We start from the raw sequence: 18,251 nt of genomic DNA, 5'->3' as shown, positions 1-18,251 counted from the left end.
TTCATCGTCTCCTCGTTACTTGAATTATAGATTGCTTTTATAGAATGCTTAACCACAGATACAGACCCACTAGCGTAATAAGCAGAGTCGGAATGGTGATTATGATACCTGTCTTGAAGTAAGTACCCCATGAGATTTTGACACCTTTGGTGCTAAGCACATGAAGCCAAAGCAGGGTCGCGAGTGAACCAATCGGGGTAATCTTGGGACCTAAGTCCGAGCCAATAATATTGGCATAGATAAGCGCCTCCCGAACAGTCCCTGTAGCTGTGGTTGCATCAATGGCAAGCGCATCAATCAACACGGTAGGCATATTGTTCATCAGGGATGAGATGATTGCCGCGATAAAGCCCATACCCATTGTTGCAGCGAACAATCCTTGATCAGCCACAGCCTGAATGACTACGGCCAACAGATCGGTCAAACCTACGTTACGTAGACCATAAACCACGACATACATGCCGATGGAGAAAAATACGATGGCCCACGGCGCTTCTTTGACAACCAATGTAGTTGGTACAGCAGAACTCCGGGAAGCCATGATCAGGAAGAATATCGCAACAACACCTGCTACAAGAGATACAGGAATACCGACGAATTCACTGGTGAAGTATCCAATGAGAAGAACCCCCAACACCACCCATGACAGCCGAAACATTTTCATATCCTTAATGGCAGATACCGGAGGCTTCAATTCACTGGCATCAAAACGTTTGGGAATACTCTTGCGGAAAAAGAGATACAGCACACCGATACTCGCCGCCAGCGAGAACAGATTTGGAACAAACATCCTTCCTGCGTACTCCATAAACGTAATACCAAAGAAATCGGCAGACACAATGTTGACCAGGTTACTTACAACCAGCGGCAAGGAAGTTGTATCCGCAATAAATCCACTGGCAATAATAAATGGAAATACTTTTTTCTCATCAAAATTCAGTGCACGTACCATGGCTAGAACAATCGGCGTCAGAATCAGTGCGCCTCCATCGTTGGCAAAGAAAGCAGAAACCACCGCTCCCAGGATGGAGACGTAGACAAACATTCTTACACCATTGCCATGAGCGGCTTTGGCCATATGTAAGGCAGCCCATTCAAAAAAGCCGATACGATCCAGAATTAATGAGATCAGAATGATTGCAACAAAAGCAAGCGTGGCGTTCCATACGATTTGTGTCACATCCCATACATCTTCCAAATTGACCACACCAACAAGTAAAGCAAGGATTGCTCCGCCGCAAGCAGACCAACCAATGGACAGGTTTTTAGGCTGCCAAATAACGAGTACAAGTGTAATCAAAAAGATGATGCAGGCTAACAGCGTAGAAAACAAAACCATCCCCCCCTTTCAGTTCATCTTAATTTTATATTTGTATATAATGATATGCTTATATATTGAACAAAAATTAATTACATACGGAAGTAAAGTTTTCTTTATTTAACGATTTAAGAATAGTTGCTGTATCCGGCATCAATTCCAGGACAGATGTAATATAGGGTGTATTCTCTACATTTAAAGAGTAGTATACCCACTGACCACGTTTACTTTCTTTAACCAAGCCTTGATCCTTCAGTTTGCGCAAATGTTGACTAATTCCAGGTTGTGACATGTCTAAAATCTCTACAAATTCACACACGCACCATTCACGTTCTTTGAGGAGTGTAAGGATAGTAAGGCGTGTTTTATCACCCAGCAATTTAAGCTTATCCGCTACCTCTTGCATAGAATCCATAGCACTTCCTCCTTCAATCACATATAAGTGTATGCTTATATTATAATATCAAAAAAATGAAGTCAATGTTTACTTGATGATTAAGTCCAAAAAGCGTTGGTTCGAATTCGAATCAACGCTTTTTGGAGTTTGTGATAATTTTTTTAAATAAACAGATTATGATTGGCTTGTGATGCTTGTCCAAGATAGTAACCGACACCACCAATTTTGACTTGGTCTATTAATTCTTCGCGCTGAATTCCCATTAAATCCATAGACATTTGGCAGGCAACGATCTCTACTCCTTGAGCAATTGCGCTCTCAATCAATTCTTCCAACGAAGGCACATGATGTTTTTTCATCAAACCACGGATCATCTTCGGACCTGCTCCGAGCATATTCATTTTGGACATGCCAAGCTTCTGGCTCCCGCGAGGTAACATCATATCAAACATACGGCCGATCATGGTTTTGGATAACTTCTGCGGCTGCTGCTTGCGAATAATACTCAATCCCCAAAACGTGAAAAATAGGGTTACTTTCCGTCCACTGGCTGCTGCCCCATTTGCAATAATGAGTGAAGCGATCGCTTTGTCCAGATCACCACTGAAAACAACCATCGTGCTGGCAGGATCGCTGATGGGGGAATCGGATACAGGTTGTGCTGTATTTTTAACAATGACGGACTCAATGGTACCGCCTTTCATTCTTTCCAACTGCAAGATTGTGGAACCCGACATCGTGGCCCATGCTTTGACATCTTCATAGAAGCCTGGATCGGAAGCTTTCACGCGAAGGGTTTCCCCGTTCGAGAGTTGATCCATTTTTTGCTTCACTTGTATTAGCGGACCGGGACAACTTAATCCGCATACGTTCAAGTCATGATCAATACGTTGCGGCTGTGTTGAGTCAGTGGGAATAGACTTTTTTTCCTTAACGTCCACCGCAGAATCATGATGATCTTGTTTTTCAGTAGTAAATGGAGCAGGATTAAACTGGGCTTGACGGTATGTTTTATAACCACCACTTAAGTTTTTTACGCTAAAACCATGCTGACGCAAAATTTGCGAAGCAGTGTAACCACGTAAGCCGACTTGACAGTATAGCCAGATTTCTTTGGATCGGTCTAATTCATCTAAACGTTGACGAAGCTCATCAACTGGAATAGAGAGTGAACCCGGAATATGACCATTTTGATGCTCAATTTCACTGCGTACATCCAGAAGTATAGACTGCCCCGGCTGACGATCAGCCAGTTGATTATAGGTGAACGTCTGAACACGTCCGGTAATCATATTCTCTGCTGCATATCCAGCCATATTCACGGGATCTTTGGCAGACGAATAAGGAGGCGCGTAACTCAGTTCAAGCTCTGTTAAATCCCGGACATGTCCTCCAAAATGAATGGCTACAGCAATATCATCAATTCGTTTATCCACTCCATCATAACCGACTGCTTGTGCGCCCAAAATTTTACCTTCCGGAGTAAACAGCAGTTTAAGAGTAATTGCGCTTGAACCCGGATAATACGATGCATGAGAAGCAGGGTGTACGATAACGGTTTGATAGTCCACGCCGAGACGCTGTAGTGTTTTTTCATTACTGCCTGTCGTCGCTGCGGTCATTCCAAAGACTTTGATAATGGACGTACCTTGTGTTCCTTTGTAGGTAGATTGAAGCCCTGCGATACGGTCGGCAACAATACGACCTTGTTTGTTGGCAGGTCCGGCAAGTGGTATCGTTGCCTTCGTACCATGAATGCTTTCCGTTACTTCGATCGCATCCCCAACAGCATAGATATGTGGCACACTACTTTCCAAGGCTTCATTTACGATAATATGTCCACGTGCACCCAGCGAAACGCCGCTATCTTTCAAAAAATAGGTGTCTGGTGTTACGCCTATCGCAAGAATAACCATGTCAGCTGTCAACACATGACCATCGGCAAGTTCAACCCCTATGCCCTGCTCTAAGGAATGAAATCCCTGAACACGTTTGGAAAACAGCAGGTTTACACCATGATTCTCCATTTCCTGTGCTAATGCGGCTGCTAACTCGGTATCATAGGGTGTGAGTACTTGTGCGTTCCCCTCAACCAGCGTTACATCCAGACCAGCTTCCTTTAAATTCTCAGCCATTTCCACACCTATAAATCCACCGCCTATGACAATCGAAGACTTGTTGTTAGACGAACTTACTTGGTCTTTGATCCGATCAATATCTGGAATACTTCGTACGGTATAAATTAGTGGATTGTCCTTGCCCGGCAGATCGGGAATGATCGGTTTAGCACCTGGTGACAATATCAACTCGTCATAACTTTCTTCATATGCACCGCGCTCCTGGGACTGTATCTTAACCACTCGCTTCTGCGAATCGATAGCTACAACCTCACTTCTTGTACGCACATCGATACAAAAGCGATCTGCCATCCCTTTTGGCGTTTGCACCAGCAGACGCTCTCGATCATCGATTGAGCCACCTATATAATAAGGCAAACCACAATTGGCAAATGAAATGTAGGGCCCTTTCTCAAAGATAATAATCTCGGCATGTTCATCCAGACGGCGAAGACGTGCAGCTGCAGATGCACCTCCAGCTACACCGCCAACAATGAGTACTTTTTTGCTCATGATTCACAATCATCCTTTTCAAATAAAGTTTTGATAATCTGTTCAACCCGTTGATCGGCAAGCACATAGTTCACTTCAAGACCATTCCGCTCCGTAGCAACAATACCTGCACTACGAAGTTTCTGGAGGTGTTGTGAGACTGTTGATTGGGGAAGATCCAGACATTCCTGCATATAAGAAACATTACATTTTTTTTTCATCATCAGTCCCCGCACAATGCATAAACGAATGGGGTGAGACAAAGCTTTCAGCAGATTAGCTGGTTCATCGAACTGTTTAATATTATTGCTGTCAAAAGCGGGAGTGTTCAAAAGTATTCCTCCTAAATCGTTATATCGTAATAATACGATTTATTGATTCTCCTGTCAAATGTATTCTGGAGTTAATGCGTTTAATAAGTTCCATACCCGCTCAACCCTACTGTTTTGGCTTGTTCCAGGTGGATGATAAAAATGCCTGCCAAAACCGCTAAAAGCGACATTTGACAGGCAATCATGCTGTATCAGGTCTTCATAAAATAGCGATTTAACTGAACGTCTTTTATTAGAGTATAACAGGCTGAATCAGTCCGTCCTTACCAAACAGAAGCGGGTCCATACATATTTCGCGGTGATACCCCTTTCCAGATGAAAATCTGGATAGTGGCGTTACAAAACGGTGATAGGCAATCCCTAGTTGACCGGTTTCATTTTCATTAAAGATACAGTGATGACCTGTTCCCAGCATGCCCTTCTCCACATTTTTGCTCAGGATTGGGTATCGATAGGTAATTGGACCATATAATTGCTCTGCCGTACCATAATTCACATGATAGTCTTCGCTACCTGTGTCATCACAGGACCATGTAAAGTGGTATAGTCCACCCTGCTTCAACACGGTTACCGCCTCACGAAAATCATGCAAGCCCGCCAGATTGCTCATTGTGTCCTCAACGACACTTATCATGTCTTCACCAAGCTCCACAATAGCACCATGTCCATTGCCAAATAGCAGATACGGTCTTCCATCATCTTCGACATAGATGGAGGGATCAATAGCTTGGCCCATAGTAATGCCCAGACGTTTCAACTGCTCCATTGTGATTAAAGGCTGCGACTCGGCCAGGAATGGACCAATCGGTGTATCTGCAACAGCAACGCCAATGGCACTCTCGTCGTTCAGCATTTTGCCACAGAAATAAAAATAGAACTTTTCGTTACGGCTGGCAATTGCCGGTGCCCAGGCATTACCGGTTGCCCAGGCGACATCCTCTGTTCCCAGATCAAGGATAACACCTTCATCTTGCCAATGCTTCAGGTCTGAAGAAGAAAACACCTTAAACTGTGTCCCCGACCACCCCTCGAAGCCATCTGTTGTTGGATACATATAGTAGCGATCCCCAAACTGTGCGACATCAGGATCGGCATATTGTCCGGGAAGCACCTGATGACCATCCCCAAAAGCCGCGAGAAGCCGGCTGCACTCCTCAGCTGTGATTGGCAGGACACTTCCATGCCGCTTTTGAGTCGTTCCCATATCGAATTCACCATCAGGGACGATTCGGAATTCTCCACTTCCCAGATCTGTAGTCAGCAGAGGAAGATAACCCTTGCCTTCAGCAAATCGATCAACAATCAGACACCATTCCTCCCGGTCATTGAATTTAAAGATTTGAGGTCCCTCCACACCTGCCATAGCCTCCAGTACCGGAGCTTGAAGTGTAACAAATGCCCCTTTGTCGAGAGAGTCTCCTTTTTCTACCCGTATGTTTTTGGTTGTTTCATCCTTGGAGTATCGATAATAAGAGCCATCCGCAGGAAGAATCGTTGTATCAATAATATGATTATCCCGCTCGATGTATTTTTCCGATGCAGAGAACGTACGAAAGTCTTTTGTGCGAGCACTGTATATTTTTTGTTTTCGTTCTTGCTCCTGTGGTTCCTGCGTCGCAGAAGCCCAGAATACAAGAAACTCATCTGCCATCTCATCATACACAGCTTCTGGTGCCCAGACACATCCAGCGCCCTCCACACCTAGTGTAACGTTCCATGGGGATGACCAGTTCACGAGATTGCTGGATTCCCATATAATTACGTCACGGCTCCCGGCATTAACGGCATGAGTCCATCCTTTGCCGCTTGCGATGCGGAGATCCGTAGCAATCAGATAAAATTTATTATCCTTGACTGAACGAACCAGAAACGGGTCCCGTACCCCCTTTTCTCCAAGGTCGGAATACAGCACAGGCGATCCGCCATTAAGGTCCTTCCAGTGAAGACCATCCTCGCTATAGGAGAAATAAACCTGCTCTCCGTCTGGTTGTTCGCCAATAAAATGTACAAAGAGATACCCATCATAATTTGGAGTTGTTTTGGTCAATGGTAAAGAGCCTCCTGAAAATGAAATTGATTGTATACTAACAGTAATATAAAAATGAAAGCGTTCTACTTATGTTGTATCATACTTCAAAAACAGCGGAATGAGTATATTTTTGTAATCTCGTATGTAAAAGATCATGTGAATCTTTCGCCGGAAACATATGCCCTAATTGGAATGTTTGACTTGCTCCTCATGCAAAGAATTATCACATCGCCTTTATTATGTTTATTTTACCTCAGGTATACAAAGTTCTTGGTTTTCATTTACATATAAATGCTAATCTTCTTAATGATGAACAAATGAATATAGATTCATGCATTCATTTTTGTTGTTGAGATATTACGAGGAGGAATCATTGTGAAATTATCCAAAAGAGTATTACCAGCGGTAGCGCTGACTCTGGCTGTATCGGCTTCTACTCTCTTGTCTGCAGGACAAGCAAGTGCGGTTCAAGCTGTAAGTGTGGAGAAAAAACAAATCAAGAACATCATCTTCCTCATTGGGGATGGCATGGGGACCTCTTATACTTCCGCCTACCGTTATATGAAAGATGATCCTTCGACGAAGGGCATGGATAAAACCGTATTCGACCCTTATCTGGTTGGAGCACAAATGACCTATCCGGATGATGATAAACAAAATGTGACGGATTCCGCTTCCGCAGCAACGGCCATGTCCGCGGGCGTGAAAACATACAATGCGGCCATTGCGGTTGACCCTGAGCAGAAGGAAGTCAAAACCGTACTTGAACAGGCCAAAGAAAACGGGAAAGCCACCGGACTCGTGGCTACATCGGAGATCACTCATGCCACACCAGCTGCATTTGGTGCCCATGATATCAGTCGAAAAAATATGGATGCAATTGCGGACGATTATTATGATGAGTTGATTAATGGCAAGCATAAGGTGGATGTACTTCTGGGTGGAGGGAAATCCAATTTTGTACGCGAGGGTCGTGATCTGACGAAGGAGTTCCAGAAGGCCGGATTCAGCTATGTGACGGATCGTTCCTCTCTCCTTGCGGATAAGAATCAACAAGTTCTTGGACTGTTTGCGGACGGAGGGCTGGACAAGTTGATTGATCGTACTGCTGCAACTCCATCATTAGCTGAGATGACCAATACAGCGATTGATCGCCTCAGTTCGAACGACAAAGGATTCTTTCTAATGGTCGAAGGCAGCCAGATCGACTGGGCAGGACATGATAATGATATCGTTGGCGCGATGAGTGAAATGGATGATTTCGCAGCAGCATTTCAGGCAGCTATTGATTTTGCCAAAAAAGACGGTGAAACACTTGTCGTAGCTACTGCCGACCACTCCACGGGCGGACTTACGCTTGGAAAAGACGGAGAATACAACTTCTTCGTAGACCCAATCAAAGCTGCACTGCGCACACCTGACTTCATGGCAGCACAAATTGCAAAAGGTGCTTCGGTTGAAGAAACACTGAAAAGTTATCTCAAACTGGAGTTGAAACCTGAAGAGATTCAATCGGTGAACGAAGCAGCCAAAAGTGCGGATGTAACAAAGATTGATAATGCTATTGAAGCGATTATTGATAACCGTTCATTTACCGGCTGGACAACAGGTGGACATACAGGTGAAGATGTTCCGGTCTATGCCTACGGTCCGGCAAGTCATCGCTTCGCCGGTTTGATCGACAACACAGATAATGCCAAGATCATATTTGATATTCTCAGCAAGCACCAGTAAAAAAAAACCTAATAAATTTCGGGTAAAACTTTGAAAAAGCTTAAGCCCTTGTCTCCAGTTGTTGCCGATGGAGACAAGGGCTTTTAATTGATCATTCGTGTACTTGACGAAGTGTTATATTATCTTCCCTTGACTTTTAATACATTCTTTATACCAGTAGAAAGAATCTTTTTTAACTCGCTTTAATGAACCCTTTCCATCATTGTCTTTATCGACATAGATTAAGCCATATCTCTTTTTCATCTCTCCTGTTCCGGCACTGACAAGGTCAATGCAACCCCAAGGAGTGTAACCTATCACTTCGACCCCGTCTTCCAGAATGGCTTTTTTCATCTCACTCACATGCTGTCTAAGGTAATCAATCCGATACGGATCATGCACTGACCCATCCTCTTCGAGCGTATCCACTGCGCCTAAACCATTCTCTACAATAAATAGCGGGATCTGATACTTATCATACAGCCAGTTTAATGTAATCCGGAGACCTACCGGATCAATCTGCCATCCCCATTCACTGGCAGGCAAGAGCGGATTTTTATAACCGCTTATTTCATTCCCCTCACTCTTGTCCTGATCGGTTGGATTAGCCATAACGACAGAGCTGGAGTAATAACTGAATCCGATATAATCTACGGTTCCTTCTCTCAGAATCAATTCATCCTCAGGAGCAGTTTCAATTTCCAATTGATGCTGCTTCAGGAACCCATAATATGAGCGTGGATATTTGCCTCTGACATGTACATCAAGAAAGAAGTAAGCTTGTTGAAGTTTTTTGACCTGGGCAAGCACATCATCAGGGTCGCATGTAGCTGCGTATGATGTTGGATGAAGGAACATGCCGCCGATCACAAAGTCCGGGTTGATCTCTTTACCAAGCTTGACTGCTTTGGCACTGGCTATCAGCATATAATGCGCAGCCTGGTACATGGTCTGAAGTTTGTTTTCCCCATCATTCCACTGAATGCCTCCCGGTTTCCATGGCTTGCGCACAATCATATTGATTTCGTTAAACGTCATCCAGTATTTAACCTTAGTCCGATATCTGGTGTAGACTGCTTCGCAGAAGTTTAAGTAAAAATCAATCAATTTACGATTGCGCCATCCCCCATATTCCGTCACTAGATGATATGGCATTTCGAAATGAGATATGGTGACTACTGGCTGAATCCCGTATGCCAAACAGGTGTCAAACAAGTCATCATAGAATTGCAGACCTTCCTCATTCGGTTCCGTCTCATCTCCGTTTGGAAATATCCGAGTCCACGCGATGCTGGTTCGAAAGCATTTGAATCCCATCTCATGAAACAACTGAATATCTTCTTTGTATCTTGTATAAAAATCACTAGCCTGATGACTAGGGTAATATACATTCTCCTCAATTCCATGTGTAATTCTTCGCTCCAAGCCATGTGTTGCTGCTGCCATGACATCTGCAACACTGACTCCTTTGCCGCGCTCATTCCATCCACCTTCTAACTGGTTGGCCGCTGCAGCGCCTCCCCAAAGAAAGTCTTTAGATAATTTACTCATATTTACCACCTCTAAGCTTGAATGCGTAATAATGCTTCGTTTTGGACAACCCGATCCTCAGCAATCTGCTCAACACTCTGATATTCAAAAGTATTTGATATAATGATGGGCACGACCGTATCAAATCCTGCTGCGCGTATAGCTTCATGATCATATTCGATCAACAGATCTCCTTGCTTAATCACCTGATCCTGCTGCACATAAGCTGTGAAATGCTTTCCTTTCAGCTTGACGGTGTTAATGCCTACATGAACAAGCATCTCCACACCCTCATTCGACATCAGTCCAATGGCATGTTTGGTTGGGAACAGCGATACAACCTTTCCGTCAAATGGCGCGTATACTTTGCCGTCGATTGATTCAACTGCGGCACCGCTCCCCAGAGCAAAGATGGGATCGTCGATTTCCGTTATATTTTTAACTGTTCCGTTAATCGGAGAGCCAATGATTAGTGTTCCGGTTGGTCGAGTCAAAGCATGGGATTCTGAGGTCGACGTAATCACATTAGCGGCAGCAGAACCATCTGTTCCATTGCCAACACTTGCAGTAACTGGAGCTGGAATCTCTTCTTCAATTCCCCAGATCAAGACGGCAACCAGTGCAAGCGTAATGCTGATTGCTACCCCGATAATGATGTGTATATAACTGTCAGCGATATAGGTTGGCAAGGCCAGGATACCTGGCAGAATCAGAGCCGTTGCTCCTCCACCCCAGAAATTGATGTAAGCTGCTCCGATACCTCCTGCAAGCATCGCACAGATAAATGGGCGCTTGTACTTAAGGTTGAATCCGAAGATAGCCGGTTCGGTAATACCAAACATCGCCGTTACACCACTGGATAGAGCACTGGATTTGCTCGCTTTATGTTTCAATAAGAGGAATACACCAATACATGCCCCGGCTTGAGCCAGATTTCCAGTCAAGTTTGCAGGTGAAATTACCGAGTATCCATATTCAGCAATCAGCTGGCTGTTAATTGGGGTAATCGCGTAATGCATGCCAAATATAATTAGAAGGGGTCTGAATGTTCCAAATAAAAATGCACCAATGACGCCATTCACCGTATACAAATACGTTACAATTTGAGCAACTCCACTGCCGAAGTAGGTTCCTAAAGGTCCGAAAACAATTAACCCAAGTGGAACCATAATGAACAACACAATCATCGGCACAAACAAAATTTTAAACATATCGGGTATTCGCTTATTAACAAATCGGTAGACGTAGCTCATCACCCAAACCGAAATAATAATCGGAATGATCGTTGATTTATAGTTCACGAGCAATAATGGAAGGCCGAAAAAGCTTAAACTGGTAACACCCGTCTCTGCCACTTTTGCTGCACCTTCCATAATGGTGGGATACATGTAAGCCCCGGCAAGGGCCACAGCCAGATATTCGTTGGTTTTGAACTTCTTGGCCGCGCTCACTGCAAGGAAGAAGGGGAAAAAATAGAAAATAAGATCGCTAATCAGACTAAAGGTTTGGTACGCACCACTTGTTGTCTCAAGAAGATTCATTGTCGTCAGGATTGCAAGCACAGACTTCACCATACCGCACCCAATCAACACTGGAATGACTGGCCCGAATATACCTGCCACCGTTTCCACGACTCGGGAAATCACATTCTTTTTTTGTTGTACTGCTTTCACTTCAATGTCCTGATTTTCCAAGTCAAGCTTTTCACTTACTGCGTCAAAAACGCTTTTCACTTTTGCGCCAATGATGATCTGTAACTGACCGCTGTTAAACTGGGCTCGCAAGACACCTTCCAGTCGATCAAGCGCTTTCAAGTTAACCTGAGACTCATCTTTTACGTTGAATCTCAATCTGGTTGCACAATGCGTGGCATACGTAATATTATCCTGTCCAATGTTAGCGATAATCTCCTTAGCCAATTCCTCTGTTTTCATATGATTCCCCCGCCCTCTTAGCTGTCTTTACTTGCCTCCGGCAAAGTTGTATAACATCTTTTCACGTAGGCCTGATGTATCTTTGCCGAAGATTTCTGCAATTTTGTATGCAAATGGATAAGGTGTTGCAGGCCCTTGGCTTGTAACGAGATTCTGGTCAGCTACGACGACTTCATCCTTGAAGATGCCGCCAATCAATTTCTCAGCGTACCCTACATAACCTGTTACCTGTTTGCCCTCAATGACCTTTGCATCGGACAGTACCACCGTACCGGAACACATTGCGCCAATGTACTTATTGTTCTGATTGAAGTACTGCACCATGTCAATTACATCCGGATTTTCCTTCAGGTTTTGTCCACCTGGGCGGCCTCCCGGCAGAACGATCATGTCATACTGCTTTACTTCTTCGCCAAAAGGTTTGTCTGCTTCTACAAAGATGCCGTGCATGCCCTTAACCAGCTTATCGCCAAAATAAAACGTGTCACAATTCAGGCCGGCTCTTCTCAAAATATCAACAATCGTCAGCGTTTCGCCCTCTTCGTAACCTTCCGCCATCAATACTGCTACTTTATTCGTCATTTCAGTTCCCTCCTATTCAGCATCAAATGCATTGAAATAAACCATACGATTTTTGACAACCATACTGTCTCCGCCTAAGGCATCCACTAATGCAAAAGCGAAAGCATAAGACGTCGCAGGGCCGCGGCTTGTAATCAGATTTCCATCTTTAACAACAATATCTTCTTTAAAAGTACCGCTCGTTTCAATTTTCTGATCATAACCTACATAAGCGGTAAAATTTTTGTTCTCCAACACACCTGCTTTGCCTAGTGCAAGAGGTGCTGCACACATGGCTGCTACATATTTGCCGGACTGGTTCATTTCCTGAATAAGTTGAATTACACGGTCATCATCACGAAGATTAGCGGCCCCAGGCATTCCTCCAGGGAGTACAATCATATCGTAGGTTTTAACATCTTCACTGATAAGCGCATCAGCCTTGACCACGATGTCATGACTACCACGAACCATTTCACCCGCTGTACTAATCATGTGACATTCGATATGTGCTCTTCTCAAAATATCAACAATCGTCAGGGTCTCACTTTCTTCAAATCCTTCTGCTAATAGAACTGCAACTTTACTCACGCACATAACCTCCTGTTAATTATATTTTGGAGCAGACATTTGCATATTGCTCACGCTTACACCGCTATGGACATCGTGAATACATTCATAATTTATCATAGATATTCGCAACCCCAAAGCACATTTAGATTGCTTGTATGCAACTAATAGTTGCAGTATGATGATCTTTAACCGTGTTGCATCTATAGTGTTTACATCAGAGTCACACAAAAGATTACCTCAGGAGGTATGCATGCTTAATAACTATAAATATTTTTTGGTTCTGTCCGAAGAGTTAAACATTTCCAATGCAGCGAAACGACTATATATTTCCCATCAATCACTCAGCAAATACCTAAAAAGCTTGGAAGAAAAACATGGTGTTGCGTTCTTCGAAAGAAAACCTAAAATTGCGCTGACAGCAGCGGGGAAAATTATGCAAGATACGCTTCGTCAAATTGAGCTGCTGGATCAAAACATGGAGAATCAACTTACTGATCTTAAAGAGGATAAGTCAGGCACGATTCATTTTGGCGTTACCGAAGGGCGCTATCCCATTATCGTGCCGAAATTATTAAAAGAATTTTATGCCCTGCATCCCAAAGTGGAGCTTAAAATTCATCGTACAACCTCACCGCAAATGCAGGAGATGGTGTTAAACAATTCACTGGATCTGTTTCTCTCGGGTGTGGACAATATCGTAACGCAAAATGTAAAGTATGAAACGATTCTGCTTGAGCAGATGTACATGGTGATCTCGGACAATTTGCTCAAGCAGTATTTCCCTGATCAATATCCCGAGTGCATCGAAACATTTAATCAGGGCGCGGATTTGAGTCTGTTTCAACATGTCCCCTTTGTTCTGAATAAGAAAAACTTCAATTCCCGTATTTTGCTCGATAAACATCTCTCTGAACGTAACATATCCCTGCATTGTATTAACGAATTGACGCAACCGGATATCCATCACCTTTTGTGTGCTGAGGATTACGCGGCCAGTTTTTCATTAACGATGTATCTTTCAGGGATTCATGCATTAAATGAGTCTAATCATACGAATTCTCACCTTCATGTATTTCCAATCGCTGATTTTTCTTATCTTCACCCGCTTGCATTGATCTATCACAAATCTAAAATTTTCCCCTCTTACGTAGAGGATTTTAAAAAAATAGTCAAACGTTATTGCACCCCTTCATTGCATCAAAGCAATTGAATCATATTGGCGTTCAATTACTTATGTGCATACAAAAGTTGAGTTAGTGCAGTTAACTTGTGCTTGAGTTCAACATCATGACAACTTTATATTTCTGTTATGTAAACTTCCCGTGTATTTGCGGATTGAAGTCAAAATAACGAGGTGAACTGTTGTGAATCATATGATTGTAGAACTTGCCAACTACATAACCCGTCTTCAATATGAGGATCTCTCCGAGAGGGCTATCGAAGTAGGTAAACAGGTAATATTGGACTCTTACGGTAATATGGTATTTGGTCGATACTCCGAAACAAGTGAACGTATTTTGGAATATGCAAGATTGGCTGACTCTATTATTAAAAATGAAGACTTGGTCTCATTGATAGGTGAACAGGATGTTCGCACTAGTACAGATCATGCTGTCTTCATTCATACCATGATGGCACGTTGTGCAGACCTGGATGACGGCTATCGCCACGCCATGGGCCACCCTGGATCTGTGCTTGTTCCGCTCCTGCTAAGTATGGCTCAGCTCCACCGAAACGATGGGAAACAGATGATCACCGCCATTGTTGCGGCTTATGACGTATATGCTAGGTTAGGCGAAGCGATCAATCCATTTATGTACCGGGAAAGAGGATTTGATGCTACCGGGGTATGCGGCGCTGTCGCAGCAGCGGCCTTGGTAAGTAAATTAACAAATGCAGATGCCAAGCAGACCAAGGATGCGATGGGGATTGCTTCTCTGTTCACAGGAGGTTTGATTGAATATCAGAATGATGGAACTTCAGGGAAAATTTTATGCAGTGGCTGGGCGGCATTGACCGGATTAAGGGCCGTGAGACTGGCATCCTGTGGTTTCACGGGTCCTGATGCAGCTTTGGAAGGAAAATATGGATTCTTCCAGGCCTTCAAAGGAACAAGCGGGCATTGTGACACAAGTCATGTGCTGGAAGGACTGGGAACTGATTTTAAAGTGACTTACATTTATTTCAAACGTCATGCCTGCCAGCGTGGATTACACGCCACTCTGGATGCTATGTTGGAACTTCGCGAAGACTATAGTTTAACACCATCCAAGATCAAGTCTGTTGATGTGAGGACCTCTTCATTTGTATATCGTCTGACGAATCCTAAGCCTAAGACCGCAATCGGAGCACAGGCCAGCACACAATTCACTTCAGCCGTGGCTCTTAAATACGGTCGTATGGACTCAGAGGAATTAATATTCAATAGCTTTACCGATCCGGAGGTTCAGGAACTGGTGCAAAAAATTACAGTAACCCTGGATGATGAAGTGCAGCAATATCTGGCTGATCATCCAACTCATTTTTGCGCTGCCCATGTTGTTATAACAACACATGATGGCAATATATATGAACGGTGGATGCCTGTACCTCTAGGCGATATGGAAACTCCGTTTGGCTGGAATATGCTTGAACAGAAATTCAATCAATTTCTTTTAGAAACACCATTTAATGGAACAAAACAAGAACGATACGAGTTTATTCGTAATCTGGAACATATGAATCATGTGGATAAGCTGCTCCGTTTTTAAACGAATTTAAACTGCATTAATGTAAGTTTACTAAATGCGCTAAAAAAGGTCGCTTACCCTTGTTGGATAAGCGGCCTTTTTAACGTTTGGACTCACACAAGCCTATTTCGAATTTGCTAATATGCATTATATCCCATGGAGTTGGTTAACTTATACAACACCACTTGTATTGAAGTGAGAGAAATCCGATAAATGCTGATGCGGCTTATAGTGAAACTACAGAAGTAACAAAGCTTTGGAGGAAAATGGCATGTTAGGAAACATTCTGTTGGGTATGGTCATTCCCATTATATTGGGTGTATGGATTCTGCGTCGGAACTTTACAATCCTTATTCTATATTATCCACTTGGTGTGGCTATTTCAGCATCCATCAACAATATCGGATTTAATTACTTCTGGAATATTATGCCAAATACTCATAATCAATCCTTGGCTGCTCTTCCAATGGATCTTGGAGTCTATCCGATCGCTGGTTGCCTGATGATGTATATGATTTCAGAAAAAGGCGCCAAGCCATGGTTGGCGATTCTTGTTGCATCATTGTCGCTGACATTAATCGAATGGGTTGCCAAAATGATGGGGCATGTCATTTATTTTAATGGATGGAACATAATTTGGACCTTTGTGTCATACCTCCTGCCATTTGTTCTTGCTTATGGTTACAGTAAAATATTGAGGTATACCAAGTGAAGTTTTACTGAAGCTTTCCACTAATAAGGCAGGACAGATGATATGGGTTAACGCTGATGGGCATACGTGCATATCTTAACTCATATTTGTCTTGGAGGGATTCGTAATGTATGTGGCATATCCTTATGGTTACAGGTACACTTTTACTCCGGTATGGGCAACATCATCAGCCGAAGCACTTGAATTAATCAAAACGGCTGTGCAAGGAGAACGAAACGATGAGGTGTTCTATGATTCACTGATTCAGTTGTCGCCCGATGCCAATCAGGCTGCCATCATCACGAGCATCCGCAATGATGAACGAGGACATAATCAAATGTTCCGCCAAATGTACAAGGATCTGACAGGTCAGGAGATTACGGGCATAAGCAGTGAGCCGGTTGAAACGGTCACCTCTTATCTTGCCGGACTGCAAAAGGCGTTTCAGGGTGAATTGGCGGCCGTGGAAAAGTATAGAAAAATATGGTTTGGTCTCCCTTATGGCATATATAAAGACACGGTGTGGGGGATCATCCTGGACGAACAGAAACATGCGGATAAATATAACAATCTGATTACCTACAATTTGCCGAGATAGTCATGTATGGGATAAACAACGCGCGTATTCTTTTAAAAATGAAAATTGAAATCAGCAAAAACCAGTGAATAATTAAAGCTCACTGGTTTTTTTGCTTTGCCGAGTCGCTCTTTTATAATCCTGGGCTTAAATGCAGTCTTTTAACATATCAGGTTCCACATGAACGTGAACGGTGTAAACGTCATGCTCCTCCATCAACTCGTTCTCTACGTCTGTACAGATATCGTGTGCTTGTTGAAGATCCAGCTCAGCATCAACTGTTATGACAACGTCTACTACAACGTTATTGCCATAGTTCCGCGCTCTCACGTCTTTAACTGTCTCTACGCTGTCAATTCCGGCAATCGTTTTTTTGTACTCCTGAATCAGTTCAACATCAAAACCGTCCGTCAGATGATGTGTGGCTTCCTTGAAAATGTCCCAAGCGGTCTTGCAGATCAGGAAACCTACGATGACAGCCGTTACAGGGTCCAGCCATGGGAGGCCGAACTGGGAACCCACGATCCCAATGACCGTACCGGTGCTCACCCAGGCATCGGAAATGTTATCACGAGCCGCAGCCATGACTGCCTGACTTTTAATACGAGTAGCAAGTCTCTTGTTATAGCGATAGACCAGATACATGATAACTGCGCAGAAAATGCCTGTGTACCCAGCGATGATATCCGGAGATTCATGTGTACCCCGGAACACAGAACTAATGGCTTCAAACAGTACTTGTAAACCTACTGCCATCATAATGAAAGAAGCAACTAGTGACGCAACGGTCTCTGCTCTCCAGTGACCATATGTATGATCTGTGTCGGCTGGGCGTTGGGCAAGCTTCAAACCGATCAGTACAGCTATTGAGGCCACAATATCGGTGGCATTGTTTAATCCATCCGCCTTGAGCGCTTCTGATCCGGCCATATTGCCAACGATCAGTTTTAATACGGTCAAACATATGTAGGCGATAATGCTGATGATAGCTCCGCGCTCCCCCAGCTTTAGATTATCGTATTTAAGTTGATCCACCTGATATCCTCCTGCAATCTTCAATTCAAGCACGTGTATGATGGTACCATTGAAGATTTGTGTGGGTCTAGAGAAACGTTTTGAGTGTGACGAAACATAATCTGAAAGCGGCAATTTTTTTACGAGCATCCAAAAAAGTTGGATTTGGCAAACTTAAATGAATAATGGGTGGTAAGAGGAAGGTGGCCGACTGCCTTCCCTTGTAACCACACTTTCTTGCACT

15 protein-coding genes are annotated in these 18,251 nt (G+C 43.6%); 5 read left to right on the top strand and 10 right to left on the bottom strand.

Annotated features, from left to right (window positions below; genetic code table 11):
* Positions 1-37: 37 nt before the first annotated feature.
* From C161_RS15855 to C161_RS15835, 5 genes are all read right to left on the bottom strand, one after another.
* Positions 38-1,339 (bottom strand): arsenic transporter, encoded by a 1,302-nt coding sequence (locus C161_RS15855; protein ID WP_200869422.1) that lies wholly within the window; start codon positions 1,337-1,339, stop codon positions 38-40.
* A gap of 67 nt (positions 1,340-1,406) precedes the next feature.
* On the bottom strand, positions 1,407-1,733 hold the full coding sequence (locus C161_RS15850; protein ID WP_036671386.1) for an ArsR/SmtB family transcription factor: 327 nt from the start codon (positions 1,731-1,733) through the stop codon (positions 1,407-1,409).
* A gap of 143 nt (positions 1,734-1,876) precedes the next feature.
* Positions 1,877-4,345 carry an FAD-dependent oxidoreductase gene (locus C161_RS15845; RefSeq protein WP_036671383.1) on the bottom strand — a complete coding sequence of 823 codons (2,469 nt, stop codon included), beginning with the start codon at positions 4,343-4,345 and terminating at the stop codon, positions 1,877-1,879.
* Positions 4,342-4,656 carry an ArsR/SmtB family transcription factor gene (locus C161_RS15840; RefSeq protein ID WP_036615511.1) on the bottom strand — a complete coding sequence of 105 codons (315 nt, stop codon included), beginning with the start codon at positions 4,654-4,656 and terminating at the stop codon, positions 4,342-4,344. Before C161_RS15840 ends, C161_RS15845 begins: the two co-directional genes overlap by 4 nt.
* Positions 4,657-4,888: 232 nt before the next feature.
* A complete protein-coding gene (locus C161_RS15835; protein ID WP_036671381.1) occupies positions 4,889-6,703 on the bottom strand; it encodes a family 43 glycosylhydrolase in 1,815 nt (604 codons plus the stop codon).
* A 354-nt stretch (positions 6,704-7,057) separates the two neighbouring features.
* On the opposite strand from C161_RS15835, the gene C161_RS15830 reads away from it, so the two are divergent.
* Positions 7,058-8,419 (top strand): alkaline phosphatase, encoded by a 1,362-nt coding sequence (locus tag C161_RS15830; RefSeq protein ID WP_036615516.1) that lies wholly within the window; start codon positions 7,058-7,060, stop codon positions 8,417-8,419.
* Positions 8,420-8,533: 114 nt separating this feature from the next.
* Here the strand turns inward: C161_RS15830 and C161_RS15825 are convergent, their stop codons facing one another.
* From C161_RS15825 to C161_RS15810, 4 genes are read right to left on the bottom strand one after another with little or no spacing between them, the layout of a single operon-like run.
* A complete protein-coding gene (locus tag C161_RS15825) occupies positions 8,534-9,949 on the bottom strand; it encodes a 6-phospho-beta-glucosidase (protein ID WP_036615518.1) in 1,416 nt (471 codons plus the stop codon).
* Positions 9,950-9,960: 11 nt separating this feature from the next.
* Positions 9,961-11,862: a glucose PTS transporter subunit IIA gene (locus C161_RS15820; RefSeq protein WP_036671379.1), complete on the bottom strand. Its 1,902-nt coding sequence runs from the start codon at positions 11,860-11,862 to the stop codon at positions 9,961-9,963.
* Positions 11,863-11,889: 27 nt separating this feature from the next.
* A complete protein-coding gene (locus C161_RS15815) occupies positions 11,890-12,444 on the bottom strand; it encodes a DJ-1 family glyoxalase III (protein WP_036671378.1) in 555 nt (184 codons plus the stop codon).
* A gap of 12 nt (positions 12,445-12,456) precedes the next feature.
* On the bottom strand, positions 12,457-13,014 hold the full coding sequence (locus tag C161_RS15810) for a DJ-1 family glyoxalase III (protein ID WP_036671376.1): 558 nt from the start codon (positions 13,012-13,014) through the stop codon (positions 12,457-12,459).
* 232 nt (positions 13,015-13,246) lie between these two features.
* Between C161_RS15810 and C161_RS15805 the strand changes: the two genes are divergently transcribed.
* The 4 genes from C161_RS15805 to C161_RS15790 all read left to right on the top strand — a co-directional run bounded on the left by C161_RS15805 (position 13,247) and on the right by C161_RS15790 (position 17,014).
* On the top strand, positions 13,247-14,206 hold the full coding sequence (locus C161_RS15805) for a LysR family transcriptional regulator (protein WP_036671371.1): 960 nt from the start codon (positions 13,247-13,249) through the stop codon (positions 14,204-14,206).
* Positions 14,207-14,369: 163 nt separating this feature from the next.
* Complete coding sequence (locus C161_RS15800; protein ID WP_235193837.1) at positions 14,370-15,746, top strand: MmgE/PrpD family protein; 1,377 nt, start codon at positions 14,370-14,372, stop codon at positions 15,744-15,746.
* A gap of 250 nt (positions 15,747-15,996) precedes the next feature.
* Positions 15,997-16,437, top strand: coding sequence for a CBO0543 family protein (locus C161_RS15795; protein WP_036671368.1), 441 nt, complete (start codon positions 15,997-15,999; stop codon positions 16,435-16,437).
* 106 nt (positions 16,438-16,543) lie between these two features.
* Complete coding sequence (locus tag C161_RS15790) at positions 16,544-17,014, top strand: ferritin-like domain-containing protein (protein ID WP_036671366.1); 471 nt, start codon at positions 16,544-16,546, stop codon at positions 17,012-17,014.
* A 126-nt stretch (positions 17,015-17,140) separates the two neighbouring features.
* Here C161_RS15790 and C161_RS15785 read toward each other — a convergent pair whose 3' ends face one another.
* A complete protein-coding gene (locus C161_RS15785) occupies positions 17,141-18,028 on the bottom strand; it encodes a cation diffusion facilitator family transporter (RefSeq protein WP_036671364.1) in 888 nt (295 codons plus the stop codon).
* Between the last annotated feature and the right edge of the window lie 223 nt (positions 18,029-18,251).

Source organism: Paenibacillus sp. FSL R5-192 (assembly GCF_000517845.1).
Classification (GTDB): domain Bacteria; phylum Bacillota; class Bacilli; order Paenibacillales; family Paenibacillaceae; genus Paenibacillus; species Paenibacillus amylolyticus.
Note: the sequence above shows the minus strand (reverse complement) of the source record. Positions and strands in the feature narration are given on the sequence as shown.

Excerpts from the sequence above, each read along its gene's own strand:
- C161_RS15855 (WP_200869422.1), bottom strand. The coding sequence starts at position 1,339 with ATGGTTTTGTTTTCTACGCTGTTAGCCTGCATCATCTTTTTGATTACA.
- C161_RS15850 (WP_036671386.1), bottom strand. The coding sequence starts at position 1,733 with ATGGATTCTATGCAAGAGGTAGCGGATAAGCTTAAATTGCTGGGTGAT.
- C161_RS15845 (WP_036671383.1), bottom strand. The coding sequence starts at position 4,345 with ATGAGCAAAAAAGTACTCATTGTTGGCGGTGTAGCTGGAGGTGCATCT.
- C161_RS15825 (WP_036615518.1), bottom strand. The coding sequence starts at position 9,949 with ATGAGTAAATTATCTAAAGACTTTCTTTGGGGAGGCGCTGCAGCGGCC.
- C161_RS15820 (WP_036671379.1), bottom strand. The coding sequence starts at position 11,862 with ATGAAAACAGAGGAATTGGCTAAGGAGATTATCGCTAACATTGGACAG.
- C161_RS15815 (WP_036671378.1), bottom strand. The coding sequence starts at position 12,444 with ATGACGAATAAAGTAGCAGTATTGATGGCGGAAGGTTACGAAGAGGGC.
- C161_RS15805 (WP_036671371.1), top strand. The coding sequence starts at position 13,247 with ATGCTTAATAACTATAAATATTTTTTGGTTCTGTCCGAAGAGTTAAAC.
- C161_RS15800 (WP_235193837.1), top strand. The coding sequence starts at position 14,370 with ATGATTGTAGAACTTGCCAACTACATAACCCGTCTTCAATATGAGGAT.
- C161_RS15795 (WP_036671368.1), top strand. The coding sequence starts at position 15,997 with ATGTTAGGAAACATTCTGTTGGGTATGGTCATTCCCATTATATTGGGT.
- C161_RS15790 (WP_036671366.1), top strand. The coding sequence starts at position 16,544 with ATGTATGTGGCATATCCTTATGGTTACAGGTACACTTTTACTCCGGTA.